At 70.3% G+C, this 12,429-nt stretch carries 12 protein-coding genes; 4 read left to right on the top strand and 8 right to left on the bottom strand.

The genetic code is table 11. The annotated features are described in order from the left end of the window. Both ACN6LD_RS04050 and ACN6LD_RS04045 read left to right on the top strand, forming a co-directional pair. Entirely contained in the window at positions 1-1,347 is a 1,347-nt protein-coding gene (locus ACN6LD_RS04050; protein WP_445042530.1) for a hypothetical protein, read from the top strand. Between the two features lie 314 nt (positions 1,348-1,661). Next, positions 1,662-2,261: a YdeI/OmpD-associated family protein gene (locus ACN6LD_RS04045; protein ID WP_445042529.1), complete on the top strand. Its 600-nt coding sequence runs from the start codon at positions 1,662-1,664 to the stop codon at positions 2,259-2,261. A 65-nt stretch (positions 2,262-2,326) separates the two neighbouring features. Here the strand turns inward: ACN6LD_RS04045 and ACN6LD_RS04040 are convergent, their stop codons facing one another. After that, on the bottom strand, positions 2,327-2,965 hold the full coding sequence (locus ACN6LD_RS04040) for a hypothetical protein (RefSeq protein WP_319187347.1): 639 nt from the start codon (positions 2,963-2,965) through the stop codon (positions 2,327-2,329). Positions 2,966-3,058: 93 nt separating this feature from the next. After that, complete coding sequence (locus ACN6LD_RS04035) at positions 3,059-3,667, bottom strand: YceI family protein (RefSeq protein WP_445042528.1); 609 nt, start codon at positions 3,665-3,667, stop codon at positions 3,059-3,061. 322 nt (positions 3,668-3,989) lie between these two features. On the opposite strand from ACN6LD_RS04035, the gene ACN6LD_RS04030 reads away from it, so the two are divergent. Together ACN6LD_RS04030 and ACN6LD_RS04025 are read left to right on the top strand one after the other, a co-directional pair. Then, positions 3,990-5,594: an acyl-CoA carboxylase subunit beta gene (locus ACN6LD_RS04030; RefSeq protein ID WP_319187351.1), complete on the top strand. Its 1,605-nt coding sequence runs from the start codon at positions 3,990-3,992 to the stop codon at positions 5,592-5,594. 57 nt (positions 5,595-5,651) lie between these two features. Further along, positions 5,652-5,846 carry an acyl-CoA carboxylase subunit epsilon gene (locus ACN6LD_RS04025; protein WP_057580470.1) on the top strand — a complete coding sequence of 65 codons (195 nt, stop codon included), beginning with the start codon at positions 5,652-5,654 and terminating at the stop codon, positions 5,844-5,846. A 142-nt stretch (positions 5,847-5,988) separates the two neighbouring features. Here the strand turns inward: ACN6LD_RS04025 and ACN6LD_RS04020 are convergent, their stop codons facing one another. The 6 genes from ACN6LD_RS04020 to ACN6LD_RS03995 all read right to left on the bottom strand — a co-directional run bounded on the left by ACN6LD_RS04020 (position 5,989) and on the right by ACN6LD_RS03995 (position 12,346). Next, on the bottom strand, positions 5,989-6,570 hold the full coding sequence (locus ACN6LD_RS04020; RefSeq protein ID WP_026248371.1) for a GTP-binding protein: 582 nt from the start codon (positions 6,568-6,570) through the stop codon (positions 5,989-5,991). Continuing rightward, the gene (locus ACN6LD_RS04015) at positions 6,551-7,138 is read right to left on the bottom strand and encodes a DUF742 domain-containing protein (protein WP_266725879.1); all 588 of its coding nucleotides are present in this window, start codon (positions 7,136-7,138) and stop codon (positions 6,551-6,553) included. Before ACN6LD_RS04015 ends, ACN6LD_RS04020 begins: the two co-directional genes overlap by 20 nt. A gap of 96 nt (positions 7,139-7,234) precedes the next feature. Beyond that, positions 7,235-7,648 carry a roadblock/LC7 domain-containing protein gene (locus tag ACN6LD_RS04010; RefSeq protein WP_037781109.1) on the bottom strand — a complete coding sequence of 138 codons (414 nt, stop codon included), beginning with the start codon at positions 7,646-7,648 and terminating at the stop codon, positions 7,235-7,237. A gap of 10 nt (positions 7,649-7,658) precedes the next feature. Further along, on the bottom strand, positions 7,659-11,015 hold the full coding sequence (locus ACN6LD_RS04005; protein WP_445042527.1) for a nitrate- and nitrite sensing domain-containing protein: 3,357 nt from the start codon (positions 11,013-11,015) through the stop codon (positions 7,659-7,661). A gap of 376 nt (positions 11,016-11,391) precedes the next feature. Next, positions 11,392-11,967, bottom strand: coding sequence for a GTP-binding protein (locus ACN6LD_RS04000; RefSeq protein WP_030793795.1), 576 nt, complete (start codon positions 11,965-11,967; stop codon positions 11,392-11,394). Beyond that, positions 11,948-12,346, bottom strand: coding sequence for a DUF742 domain-containing protein (locus ACN6LD_RS03995; RefSeq protein ID WP_009190816.1), 399 nt, complete (start codon positions 12,344-12,346; stop codon positions 11,948-11,950). The genes ACN6LD_RS04000 and ACN6LD_RS03995 overlap by 20 nt, the downstream gene beginning before the upstream one ends. Between the last annotated feature and the right edge of the window lie 83 nt (positions 12,347-12,429).

Genomic DNA, 12,429 nt, shown 5'->3' with positions numbered 1-12,429 from the left:
ATGAAGGTCGTGTCATCGGCCCGGAGCCTCCTCCTCCTGGTGGCCGCGCTCGTGCTCGCCGTCCTGGCCCTGCCGACGGCGGCCGCGCCGCGCGCGGAGGCGGCCACCAGTGTGTCGGCCGTCGCCGAGGCCCTCCGCGAGAGCCCGGTCTACGTCGACCCCGAGGCGAGCGGGCAGCTGTCCCAGGCCGACGCGCACGCCCTCCAGCAGCAGATCGAGCACGCCGGCAAGCCGCTGTTCATCGCCGTCCTGCCGGCCGGCTACCCCACGGCGGACCTCTTCACGGACCTGCGCACCGCCACCGGCGTCACCGGCGCGTACGCGGTCCGTCTCGGCGACCGCTTCGACGCCCGGGCCGACTCCTCGGTGCTCTCCCGCACGGCCGTACGGAACCTGGTCACCAGCGTCCGCGCGGAGAGCGACGCCCGGACCCAGCTGGCCGACTTCACCGACCGCGCCCTGGTGAACATGGGCGGTTCGGCCCCCGCGAGCTGGGGCTCCTCGGACCACGGCGGCGGGGTCTCGCAGACCGCGCTGATCACGGCGGGCGTGGTGCTGGCGGCGGGCGGGGCCGGCGCGTACACGCTGGTGCGCCGCAACCGTCGGCGGCGCGCGGCCGAACAGCGGGCGGCCCTCGACCGGCTGCGGGTCGTCGTGGACGAGGACATCACCGCGTTCGGCGAGGAACTCGACCGCCTGGACTTCCACCCGGCCGAGCCGGGCGCCGACGGCGCCATGCGCGCCGACTACGAACGCTCCCTGGACGCCTACGAACAGGCGAAGTCGGCGATGGCGTCCGCCGCCCGACCGGAGGACGTCCGCGGTGTCACCGAGGCCCTGGAGGACGGGCGCTTCTCCCTCGCCCTGCTCGCCGCCCGCCGGGAGGGGCGGCCGCTGCCCGAACGCCGTCCGCCCTGCTTCTTCGACCCCCGCCACGGTCCCTCGGTCGGCGACGCGACCTGGACGCCGCCCGGCGGGGCCACGCGCGAGGTCCCGGTCTGCGCGGCGGACGCGACGCGGCTGGCCGACGGACGCGACCCGGTGATCCGCGAGGTCGACAGCGACTACGGCCGCCGCCCCTACTGGGAGGCGGGCCCTGCCTACGGCCCCTGGGCGGGCGGCTACTTCGGCGGCGGCATCCTGCCCGGTCTGCTCGTCGGCACCATGCTCGGCTCCATGATGGCCACCCCGTCCTACGCCTACGACTACGGCGCCGGCTACGGCGACTTCGACGGCGGCGACGTCTCCGGGGCCGACTTCGACCCCGGCGACTTCGGCGGCTTCGGCGACGGCGGGGGAGGGGACTTCGGCGGGGGCGGCGGGGGCGACTTCGGGGGCGGCTTCTGACCCCTCCTGATCCCTGTAGCCCCACGCTTGCGGCCTTACGCCGTCCGCCCGGGAACGGTCGCCTTACGCCGTCCGCCCGGCAACGGACGGCCTACGCCGTCCGCCCGGCAACGGACGGCCTACGCCGTCCGCCCGGCAACGGTCGCCTTACGCCGTCCGCCCGGCAACGGTCGCCTTACGCCGTCCGCCCGGCAACGGACGGCCTACGCCGTCCGCGCCCCGACGGCTGTCGCCTCACGGCCGGGCGCCCGGCATCTCCGCTCTCCTGCCGAATGAGGTCGGGATCTGACCTACTCCGCGCCTACGGTGGCTCCATGCCCGCAGCAGCCGGTACTCCCGCAGCTCCGCCGTTCCCCCGAGCCTGCTTCTTCGCCTCGGCCGACGCCCTCGACGCCTGGCTCACCGCGCACCCGGCTCCGCACCCGGGCCTGTGGGTGAAGGTCGCCAAGAAGGGCGCCGGCGTGGTCTCGGCCGGCGCCGGGGACGTCAACGACGTGGCCCTGTGCCACGGGTGGATCACCGGGCACCGCAAGGGGCTCGACGCCGTCCACTACCTTCAGCGGATCACGCCGCGGCGGCCGGGCAGCCACTGGTCGGCGGTCAACGTGCGGCGCGTCGAGGAGCTGACGGCGCAGGGCCGGATGCGGCCGGCCGGTCTCGCCGAGGTGGCCGCCGCCCGGGCCGACGGGCGGTGGGCGGCGGCGTACGCCTCGGAGAAGGAGGCGGCCGTACCGCAGGAGCTGCTGGCCGCGCTGGAAACGCATCCGCGCGCCGCGGCGGTGTTCGACGGGCTGGGCCGTACCGACCGCTATCTCGTGATGCTGGCGCTGTTGCGGGCCCGCACCCCGCGGAACCGACAGGCACGGGCGGCGGCCGCCGTCGCGAAACTCGAGGCGGCCGCCGGGAAGCCGTGAGCCGTTCTCCGCCCGCACCGCCGTTCGCCGCCCGCACCGCCGGCCTGCGTCCCGCACGGCCGGCCTCAGTCCTGGACCGCGGCCTTCGCGAAGTCCAGCAGGCCGTCGAAGTCGATCGCGCCGGGGTCGCCGTGCGTGTTCTCGGGCACGTGCATGTGTCCGCACACCCCGTTGAAGGCGTTCCAGCGCTCCCCGCTCATCCGCTGGCCACCGCCGTTCCCCGCCGACTTCGGGTACGCGGGCCACAGTGCCGGGCCGCGCAGCGGCACATGGTGGTGGATGTTCATCCACGCCAGGTACTGGGCGACGGCGCGCAGCGCCCACTGAGGGGCCTTCGGCCAGTAGACGTGCGCCTGACCGCGGGCCGTCCACTTGGCGTGCAGGCTCGGATCGCAGGTGCCGACGAGTTCCACCTGGCAGACGTTCAGGGTGTTCGTCTCCACCCCGCCGCGCAGGTTGGCCAGGGCGCGCGAGGAGATGTCGATCTCGAAGTGCTGATACCACTTCAGCTTCCTGGCGGCGATGTCCGGCACGGCCGTCAGGTTGGGCGCGACGGAGCCGCCCTGGTAGTCGGGCAACGAGCGGCCCTCGGTGGTGTGCAGGACGACGACGTTGACCTCCATGCGGTCGCCGCCGAAGTCGTCCTGATACCAGTGGTCGCGGTTCGCGCCGGGGTAGTGCTGGGGTCCGGTCCTGGTGCTCATACCTCGTGACTGTGACACAAGGCACAAATCGGGGCCGGAAGCTCTTCGCTTCCGGCCCCTTTCTGCCGTTTTCCTCCGTATCGGGTCAAGCGCTTACGCGTTCTTGATCGCCGAGATGTCGAAGTTCAGCTTGATCTTGTCCGAGACCAGCACTCCGCCCGTCTCCAGCGCCGCGTTCCAGGTCAGACCCCACTCGGAGCGCAGGATCTCGGCCTTGCCCTCGAAGCCGACGCGCTCGTTGCCGAACGGGTCCTTCGCGGCGCCGTTGAACTCCAGGTCGATGGTGAGCGGCTTGGTGACGCCGAGGATGCTCAGGTCGCCGGTGACGCGGTAGTCGTCGCCGCCGGCGGACTCGACGGACGTGGAGCGGAAGGTCATCGCCGGGAACTCGTCGGTCTTGAAGAAGTCGGCGCTCTTGAGGTGGCCGTCGCGGTCGGCGGACCCGGTGTCGATGCTGTCCATGCTGACGTCGATGGAGGCGGTGGACCGGGCCGGTTCGGCGCCGTCCAGCTGCAGCGAGCCGCTGAAGTCGTTGAACTTGCCCTTGACGTTCGTGACCATCGCGTGCCGGGCGACGAAGCCGATCGTCGAGTGCGCCGGGTCGATCGTGTACGTGCCGGTCAGCGCGGCGAGGTCCGGGCTCACCGTGGCGACGGCGGTGGCGGTGGAGTCGTCGGTGTTCTTGCGGCCGAAGATGCTCATGGGATGCTCCTTGGGGACGGGGAAGATCCTGTTTGTTTAACCTTCAATTACTCCCAACGCGGGCGGTCGCGAACCTATTCCGCGGAGCCTGCCGGACTTCCCGCATCACCCGACCGGCGGAAGCCGAAGCGCGTCGCGGACCGGGGATGTGAGGCGAATCGCACTCACGGTCTTTGTGCGACCCCTACAAGCGCCAGGCCCTCTGAGCAGTCGGAACGGCTGCACACCCGCCGGGTTCTGTTCGGTGGTACCAGGAAAACGCTCCGGAGACTGTACGGAGTCGACGTCTCCCTTTCCTTGGCGAGCTTCGTAAGGTCGCTACATGACCGTTTTGGAAGAGACGACGGGCGAGCAGACCGCAGAGCCCTCGGAGCCCACGGACGCGCGCGGCCGGGTGGCCGAGCTGCACGAGATCCGTGCGCAGGCTCTGGCCGGTCCGAGCGAGAAGGCGACCCAGGCGCAGCACGCCAAGGGCAAGCTGACCGCCCGGGAGCGGATCGAGCTGCTCCTGGACCCGGGGTCCTTCCAGGAGGTCGAGCAGCTGCGCCGGCACCGGGCGAGCGGATTCGGTCTCGAGTCGAAGAAGCCGTTCACCGACGGTGTGATCACCGGCTGGGGCACGGTGGAGGGCCGCACGGTCTTCGTCTACGCCCACGACTTCCGCATCTTCGGCGGAGCGCTGGGCGAGGCCCACGCCACGAAGATCCACAAGATCATGGACATGGCCATCGCGGCCGGAGCGCCGCTGGTCTCGCTCAACGACGGCGCCGGCGCCCGCATCCAGGAGGGCGTGTCCGCGCTCGCCGGGTACGGCGGCATCTTCCAGCGCAACACCAAGGCCTCCGGCGTCATCCCGCAGATCTCCGTGATGCTCGGCCCGTGCGCGGGCGGCGCGGCCTACAGCCCCGCCCTGACCGACTTCGTGTTCATGGTCCGCGAGACCTCGCAGATGTTCATCACCGGCCCGGACGTCGTCAAGGCGGTCACCGGCGAGGAGATCACGCAGAACGGCCTCGGCGGCGCCGACGTGCACGCCGAGACCTCGGGCGTCTGTCACTTCGCCTACGACGACGAGGAGACGTGCATCGCCGAGGTGCGCTACCTCCTGTCGATGCTGCCGCAGAACAACCGAGAGAACCCCCCGCGCGCCGAGTCCGGCGACCCCGCCGACCGCCGCGGCGACGTCCTGCTCGACCTGGTCCCGGCCGACGGCAACCGCCCGTACGACATGACCAAGGTCATCGAGGAGATCGTCGACGACGGCGACTACCTCGAGGTCCACGAGCGCTGGGCGCGCAACATCATCTGCGCGCTGGCCCGCCTGGACGGCCAGGTCGTCGGCATCGTCGCCAACCAGCCCCAGTCCCTGGCCGGGGTGCTGGACATCGAGGCCTCCGAGAAGGCCGCGCGGTTCGTGCAGATGTGCGACGCCTTCAACATCCCGATCGTCACCCTGCTGGACGTCCCCGGCTTCCTGCCGGGCGTCGACCAGGAGCACGGCGGCATCATCCGGCACGGCGCGAAGCTGCTGTACGCCTACTGCAACGCGACCGTCCCGCGTATCTCGCTCATCCTGCGCAAGGCCTACGGCGGCGCCTACATCGTCATGGACAGCCAGTCCATCGGCGCGGACCTCACCTACGCGTGGCCGACCAACGAGATCGCCGTCATGGGCGCCGAAGGCGCGGCCAACGTCATCTTCCGGCGGCAGATCGCCGGCGCGGAGGACCCCGACGCCATGCGGGCCCGCATGGTCAAGGAGTACAAGTCCGAGCTGATGCACCCGTACTACGCGGCCGAGCGCGGCCTCGTCGACGACGTGATCGACCCGGCGGAGACCCGCGAGATCCTGATCCGCTCGCTGGCGATGCTCCAGTCGAAACACGCCGACCTGCCTTCCCGCAAGCACGGCAACCCTCCGCAGTAACCCGGCGGACCTCTCGCGGTACCCCTGCGGAAACCTCATCCACGGAGACTGAGACCCATGAACACTCCCGACATCCGCGTCGAGAAGGGCCACGCCGAGCCCGAGGAAGTCGCCGCCATCACGGCGATCCTCCTGGCCCGCGCCGCAGCCCGCACCTCCGAGCCCGCTCCGGACCGCCGTGGCCGCCACAAGGCGGGCTGGCGCCGCCTGGAGCGCGAGGGCGGCTTCCGCGCCCCGCACAGCTGGCACTGACCTCCTGGGACGAAGAAGGGCCCCTCTCCACGAGAGGGGCCCTTCTGCATGCCCGGGGGCGCGAGGACCGCGCCGACCGGCCGCCGACCGCCCCGCAGACGGCTCACCGTCGTCGGGGGCGGCCCAGCGGCCGCACGAACGCCTAACGCAACCGCGCCATCAACGCGTGCTCGACGAGCGTGATGAGCGCGGACTTCGCGTCAGCGCGATGACGGGCGTCCGTCGTGATGATGGGGGTGTCGGGGCCGATCTGCAGCGCCTCGCGCACCTCGTCCGGGTTGTACGGCTGGTTGCCGTCGAAGCCGTTGAGGGCGATCACGAAGGGGAGACCCGAGTTCTCGAAGTAGTCGACCGCGGGGAAGCAGTCGGCGAGACGGCGGGTGTCGACGAGGACGATCGCGCCGATGGCGCCGCGCACCAGGTCGTCCCACATGAACCAGAAGCGGTCCTGGCCCGGCGTGCCGAACAGGTACAGGATCAGGTCCTGGTCCAGGGTGATGCGGCCGAAGTCCATGGCGACCGTGGTGGTCGTCTTGTCCCCGGTGTGGGTGAGGTCGTCGATGCCCGCCGACGCGGACGTCATCACGGCCTCGGTGCGCAGCGGATTGATCTCCGAAACAGCCCCGACGAACGTGGTCTTGCCCACGCCGAAGCCGCCCGCCACCACGATCTTCGCGGAAGTGGTGGAGCGGGAGGGACCCCCGCTAGAGCTTGCGAAGTCCACTGAGCACCCTTTCGAGCAGTGTCACGTCTGGCTGGCCGCCGGCGCTCTCGTCGCCGCCGGGCTGATGGATGGCGACCAGTCCCGCTTCCGCCAGGTCGGCGACGAGGATCCTGGCCACACCGAGGGGGATGGTCAGCAGCGCCGAGATCTCGGCGACCGACTTGATCTCTCGGCAGAGGTTGCAGATCCGCTGATGCTCGGGCAGCTGGCCCTGCATCTGATGCGGCTGCGCGGTGGTGTGCACCAGCGCCTCGATGGCGAGCTGGTACCGCGGGCGGGTCCGGCCACCGGTCATGGCGTACGGACGCACCAGCGGGTTGTTCGACGAGCCGGCGGGCGCCGGCTCCGGGGAGCGGCGATGCGGCTGCACCGGCTGGATGCGCGGGGCGTGCGGCTGGTCGTACGGGGACGGCCCCGGGCCCTGCGGCCCCTGAGGCGTGTACGGCCGCTGCTGGCTGGGCGCGGAGGGGAAGTTGTAACGGTTCGGGTTCTGGGTACCGTCGTTCTGGCCCTGGGCAGGACCGTACGACCAGTTGCCCGAATGCGAACCGCCTGGGGGTGTTGCCACTCTCTCTCCTCCTCCGACTGTGCCCTGGCACCCATCACGTGGAGCCGCGTCCCGAAACACTACGGCCTCGGGACGCCAAAACGCACCGTCCGTTTGTTAGTTGAGAAGGCTCCCTTGGAGCTCTGCTCGAAGGTCGGGCGTCAGGACCGAACCCGCTCGGTCCACCAGGAGGGCCATCTCGTACCCAATGAGACCGATGTCCGCCTCCGGGTGTGCGAGCACGGCGAGCGAGGAGCCGTCGGACACGGACATGATGAACAGGAATCCCCGCTCCATCTCCACAACCGTCTGGTTCACGCTGCCTCCCTCGAAGATCCGGGAAGCGCCTGCCGTCAGGGACGTCAGACCTGAGGCGACGGCCGCGAGCTGGTCGGCACGGTCGCGGGGGAAGCCTTCGGACATCGCCAGAAGGAGTCCGTCGGCGGAGACCACCACCGTGTGGGACACCCCCGGGGTGTTGTCCACGAAGTTGGTGATCAACCAGTTCAGGTTCTGTGCCGCCTGGCTCATCGGGCTCACACTAACGCTCCTGGTTGTAGGTGCTGTCAGGCCCACTGTGATGGTTCCCAGTGGCCTGGCCGTTCGTTTCACTGCTTCCTGCGCTGCGTCCGCGCTGGACGCCACGACGCAGGTTGCTCAACCTGCCTCGGACGTCCTCCGGGGCGCGGGAGACCTGTGGGCCCCCCTGGGGGGTGCTCTCGGCGGCGCCTTCGATGAGGTTGGCCTTGGGCACCCGCCGCGGCAGACCGGAGGAGGTGACCCCGCCCGCCTTGGGCTTCTTCAGAGCGGAGGCCTGATGCCAGCGCTCGTCGTTCGCCGACCGCCAGATGTCGCCGCCGCCGTTGCTCTCCGGAGAGGAGGCCGGCGCTTCCTGCTTCGTGGCGGGCCGTGCGCCGTTCGCGCCGCTTGCGGTGGATCCGCGGCGGGGCAGACCGGCTTCGGTCAGCGCGTGGGAGGCGGAGGGGCTCGACCCCGGACGATCGAAGCCTACGCGGTTCTGCTCACCCGCGTCAGCGACCTGCGTGGATTCCGCTTCCGGAGCGTACTGGTCCGGGTAGCCGTTCCGGTAACCGTTGCCCTGACCGTTCTCCTGGGGCCAGTCGTCCTGGTAGGACTGCTGCTCCTCGTACGGCTGGAAGCCCTCGGACGGGGCCGGCACGGCCGCCGGCCGCTCCTCCTGGACGGGCTCCGCATACGCGGGGTCCGGGTAACCGCCGTTCGACGAGAAGCCGTCGCCCTGCGGCACGCCGTTCTGCGAGGTGAAGGACTCGCCCTGCGGCACACCGCCGTTCGGCGGGAAGTACCGGTCGTCGTACGCCGGGCGCTGCTGCTCCTGGTACGCCGTCTGCTGGTCGAACGAGGCGGGCTGCTCGGCGTAGCCGGTCGCACCGTTGTCGTAGTGGCCCTGGGCGCCGTTCCCGGCGGGGTCGTAGCCGTTCTGTCCGGCGTCGTAGGCCTGCTGCGGATGGCCGGTGTCGTAGTTCTCGCCGTAGGCGGCGGCCTCCGCGGACCGGTGCGGCTGCGGGGACTGCTGGTCCGGCTGGCCCGTCTGGGACTCCAGGGCCGCGCGGCGCTCCTCGCGCATCAGGGACCGGCCCACCGGGTCAAGGTCGCGGATGTCGTCGGGGACCTCGTAGCGGCTGTCGTCGAAGCCGAGTTCGGCGGCGGTGCGCATCGGCAGACCGTTGCTGAAGTCCTCGCCGGAGCCGTAGTGCTGCTCCGGGATGATCTGCGAGACCGTGAACTCGTCGCGGTCCGGCTGGTGCTGCTGTTCGCCGCCACCGCCGTGGGTGATCGCGTCGGGCAGCATGACCAGCGAGGTGGTGCCGGCCTGCTCGCCCGAGGGCCGCAGCTGGACGCGGATGCCGTGCCGGTCGGACAGCCGGCCGACCACGAACAGGCCCATGCGCTGCGAGATCGCGGCGTCCACGGTCGGCGGGTTGGCCAGCTTGTGGTTGATGTCCGCGAAGTCCTCGGCGGTCAGGCCGATGCCCTTGTCGTGGATCTCGATCATCACGCGGCCGTCGGGAAGACGGGTGGCGGTGACGCGGACCTTGGTCTGCGGGGAGGAGAACGTGGTGGCGTTCTCCAGCAGCTCGGCGAGCAGGTGCACGAGGTCGGTCACGGCGCGGCCGTGGATCTCGGCCTCCGGGACGCCCGACAGCTCGATGCGCTCGTACTGCTCCACCTCGGAGGAGGCGGCGCGCAGCACGTCCACCAGCGGGACCGGCTGGTCCCAACGGCGGCCGGGCTCCTCGCCGGCGAGGACCAGGAGGTTCTCGCCGTTGCGGCGCATACGGGTCGCGAGGTGGTCCAGGCGGAAGAGGTTCTCCAGCTGGTCCGGGTCGGCCTCGTTGTTCTCCAGGTCGGTGATCAGGGTCAGCTGGCCCTCGATCAGGGACTGGTTGCGGCGCGACAGGTTGGTGAAGATCGCGTTGATGTTGCCCCGCAGCAGGGCCTGCTCGGCGGCGAGCCGGACGGCCTCGCGGTGGACCTGGTCGAAGGCGCGGGCGACCTCGCCGATCTCGTCCGTGGTGGTGATCGGGATCGGGGCGACCCGGGTGTCGACCCGGCCGGGGTCGGTGCGGGAGAGCTGGTCGACGAGCATCGGCAGGCGTTGTTCGGCGATGCCGAACGCGGCGTTGCGCAGCTGGCGCATGGCCTGGCTCATCTGGCGGGCCATGAGGCTCGCGACGATGAACGCCGCGAGCAGGGCGATGATGACGATGGCGCCGTTGATGATGGCGTCCCGCTGCGCGTCCGAGGCGATCTGGCCGGCCTCGGTGACCGCGCGGTCGATCATCTCGCTCTCGATCTGGCTGTAGCCCTGGAACTTCAGCGTCGAGGCAGCCATCCACGCGTCGGCGGTGATGCCCTGCTCGGCGAGCTGCGAGGGCGTGAACTGCCCGCTGCCGATCGCCTGGATCATCTTGTCCATCGTGGGCGGAGCGGTGAAGTCCTGGTCGGCGGCCTCGGCCTTGGCCTTGGCGTCGGCGACCTGTTTCTGGCCCTCCTCGGCCTTCTGCTTCATGACCTCGACGAGCCGAGCGGCGTCCTGCACGGTGCCGCCGGAGACGTACTCCTGCTGGGCGATGCCCTCGAGATAGGCGTACGAGGTGAAGGCGGTGACCTGCTGCCGGTAGATCGTCTTGTCGGGGCTGGGCCGGACCAGCAGGTGCATGCCGATCGCGCGCTGCAGGGATTCGGCGCCCTTGCCCAGAGCGATCGCGTAGACGGTGCGGCCGTAGGCCGTGATGTTGCCGGTGCCGAGGCCGAGCTCGTTGGAGAACTCGACCAGCAGGTGCTCGACCTGGACGTAGCCCTCTTCGGACTTCACCGGGTCCAGCGCCTTGGTGAACGCGACCTCCCGGATCTTCTGCAGGGAGGGCTCGGCCTCCTCCACCAGCTTCAGGCGGCGCTTCAGGCCCGCCTTGTCCGGCATATCGACGACCTCGTCGTGGAAGGCCTTGGCCGCCGCGTCGGTGGTGGTCCGGGCCTGCTTGACGACCGGGTCGGTCCTCTTGTTCTGGAGCAGCGGCTGTGCGCTGACGTCCCGCTCGTTGAGGAGGGCCTCGGCGTACTGGCCGGCGGCGGCCACGATCTTGGCGACCTTCTCGGCGTCGCGGGCCTCCTGCCAGGTGTCGATCGAGCTCTTCACCTGGAAGCCGCCCATGACCAGGCCGACCACCACGGGTATGAGCAGAATCGCGTTCAGCCGGGTCGGCACCCGCCAGTTGCGCGGGGAGAGACGGCCGCCGCTCTTGGCGGGCGGGGCCGTCGGCTCCGAGCCGGGCACATGGGCGGGCGCCGCTCCGCGCGGCGGCGGCGTGAAGTTGCCCCGGGCCGCAGGCTCGGGACTTTTCTTGCTTCGCCTCACTCGACCAACAACCTCTCGGCGGTCGGCACCTTCGTCGTGCCGCTGTGTCTCAGAGCCCGGTCAGCCATCGACCATGAGTACGTCATTGACTATTGGGCAGTTCAGGCATTCCAGCATGACGACCAGCCCTCTTCCAAACATGGGAAAGAGTTGGTTCGACGTGATGTAAACCCCAGATAAATCGGTCAAAAAGAACGAGCCCCGCCAAAAGGCGGGGCCTTCGTGCGCACAGTGAGACGGAGTGACCGCGACGCGTGGCGGGACTCGTCGATTCCTCTGCCGAAACGTTATGAACACCGGAGCCGACCGTGTCAAAGCCCACAGCCGGCTCCATGGCGCCTACGGCAACTGCTGTACGTCACCAGGTGCTTGAAAGTTACCGCAGTCGCGCCATCAGCGCATGCTCGACCAGCGTGATCAGCGCGCTCTTGGCGTCCGAGCGGTGCCGGGCGTCCGTCGTGATGATCGGGGTGTCCGGGCCGATCTGCAGCGCCTCACGCACCTCTTCGGGCTGGTAGGGCTGCTGCCCGTCGAAGCCGTTGAGCGCGACCACGAACGGCAGACCGCTGTTCTCGAAGTAGTCGACCGCGGGGAAGCAGTCGGCCAACCGCCGCGTGTCCACCAGCACCACCGCGCCGATGGCGCCGCGCACCAGGTCGTCCCACATGAACCAGAAGCGGTCCTGGCCCGGCGTGCCGAACAGGTAGAGGATCAGGTCCTGGTCGAGCGTGATGCGGCCGAAGTCCATGGCGACCGTGGTGGTCGTCTTGTCCCCGGTGTGGGTGAGGTCGTCGATGCCCGCAGACGCGGACGTCATCACGGCCTCCGTGCGCAGCGGATTGATCTCGGAGACGGCGCCCACGAACGTGGTCTTGCCCACGCCGAAGCCACCCGCCACCACGATCTTCGCGGAGGTGGTGGCCCGGCCTCCGTCAGAGCTTGCGAAGTCCACTGAGCACCCTTTCGAGCAGCGTCACGTCCGGAGCGCCACCGTTGTTCTCGTCGCCGCCCGGCTGGTGGATGGCCACCAGTCCGGCCTCGGCGAGGTCCGCGACGAGGATCCGCGCCACACCCAGCGGCATCGCCAGCAGCGCCGAGACCTCGGCGACCGACTTCACCTCGCGGCACAGGTGACAGATGCGCTGGTGCTCCGGGAGCAGCCCCATGAGCGCTGCCGGGTCGGCCGTGGTGCTGATCAGCGCCTCGATGGCGAGCTGATAGCGCGGCCGGGTCCGGCCACCGGTCATCGCGTACGGACGCACCAGCGGCTGGTCGCCCTCATCGCCGTACGGCTCCGCGTACGGATCATGATGGGCGGTGGGCGGGGTCATGGATCCTCCGGGCGGGACAGCATTTTTGGTTTGTCGTGCCGTCCGTCGAGGCCGGTGGGGGGAGTGTGTCGGCCGGACGGTGA

It is taken from the genome of Streptomyces sp. SAS_272 (assembly GCF_052543235.1).
This window is presented reverse-complemented; position numbering and strand designations above follow the sequence as displayed.

Excerpts from the sequence above, each read along its gene's own strand:
- ACN6LD_RS04050 (WP_445042530.1), top strand. The coding sequence starts at position 1 with ATGAAGGTCGTGTCATCGGCCCGGAGCCTCCTCCTCCTGGTGGCCGCG.
- ACN6LD_RS04045 (WP_445042529.1), top strand. The coding sequence starts at position 1,662 with ATGCCCGCAGCAGCCGGTACTCCCGCAGCTCCGCCGTTCCCCCGAGCC.
- ACN6LD_RS04040 (WP_319187347.1), bottom strand. The coding sequence starts at position 2,965 with ATGAGCACCAGGACCGGACCCCAGCACTACCCCGGCGCGAACCGCGAC.
- ACN6LD_RS04035 (WP_445042528.1), bottom strand. The coding sequence starts at position 3,667 with ATGAGCATCTTCGGCCGCAAGAACACCGACGACTCCACCGCCACCGCC.
- ACN6LD_RS04030 (WP_319187351.1), top strand. The coding sequence starts at position 3,990 with ATGACCGTTTTGGAAGAGACGACGGGCGAGCAGACCGCAGAGCCCTCG.
- ACN6LD_RS04025 (WP_057580470.1), top strand. The coding sequence starts at position 5,652 with ATGAACACTCCCGACATCCGCGTCGAGAAGGGCCACGCCGAGCCCGAG.
- ACN6LD_RS04010 (WP_037781109.1), bottom strand. The coding sequence starts at position 7,648 with ATGAGCCAGGCGGCACAGAACCTGAACTGGTTGATCACCAACTTCGTG.
- ACN6LD_RS03995 (WP_009190816.1), bottom strand. The coding sequence starts at position 12,346 with ATGACCCCGCCCACCGCCCATCATGATCCGTACGCGGAGCCGTACGGC.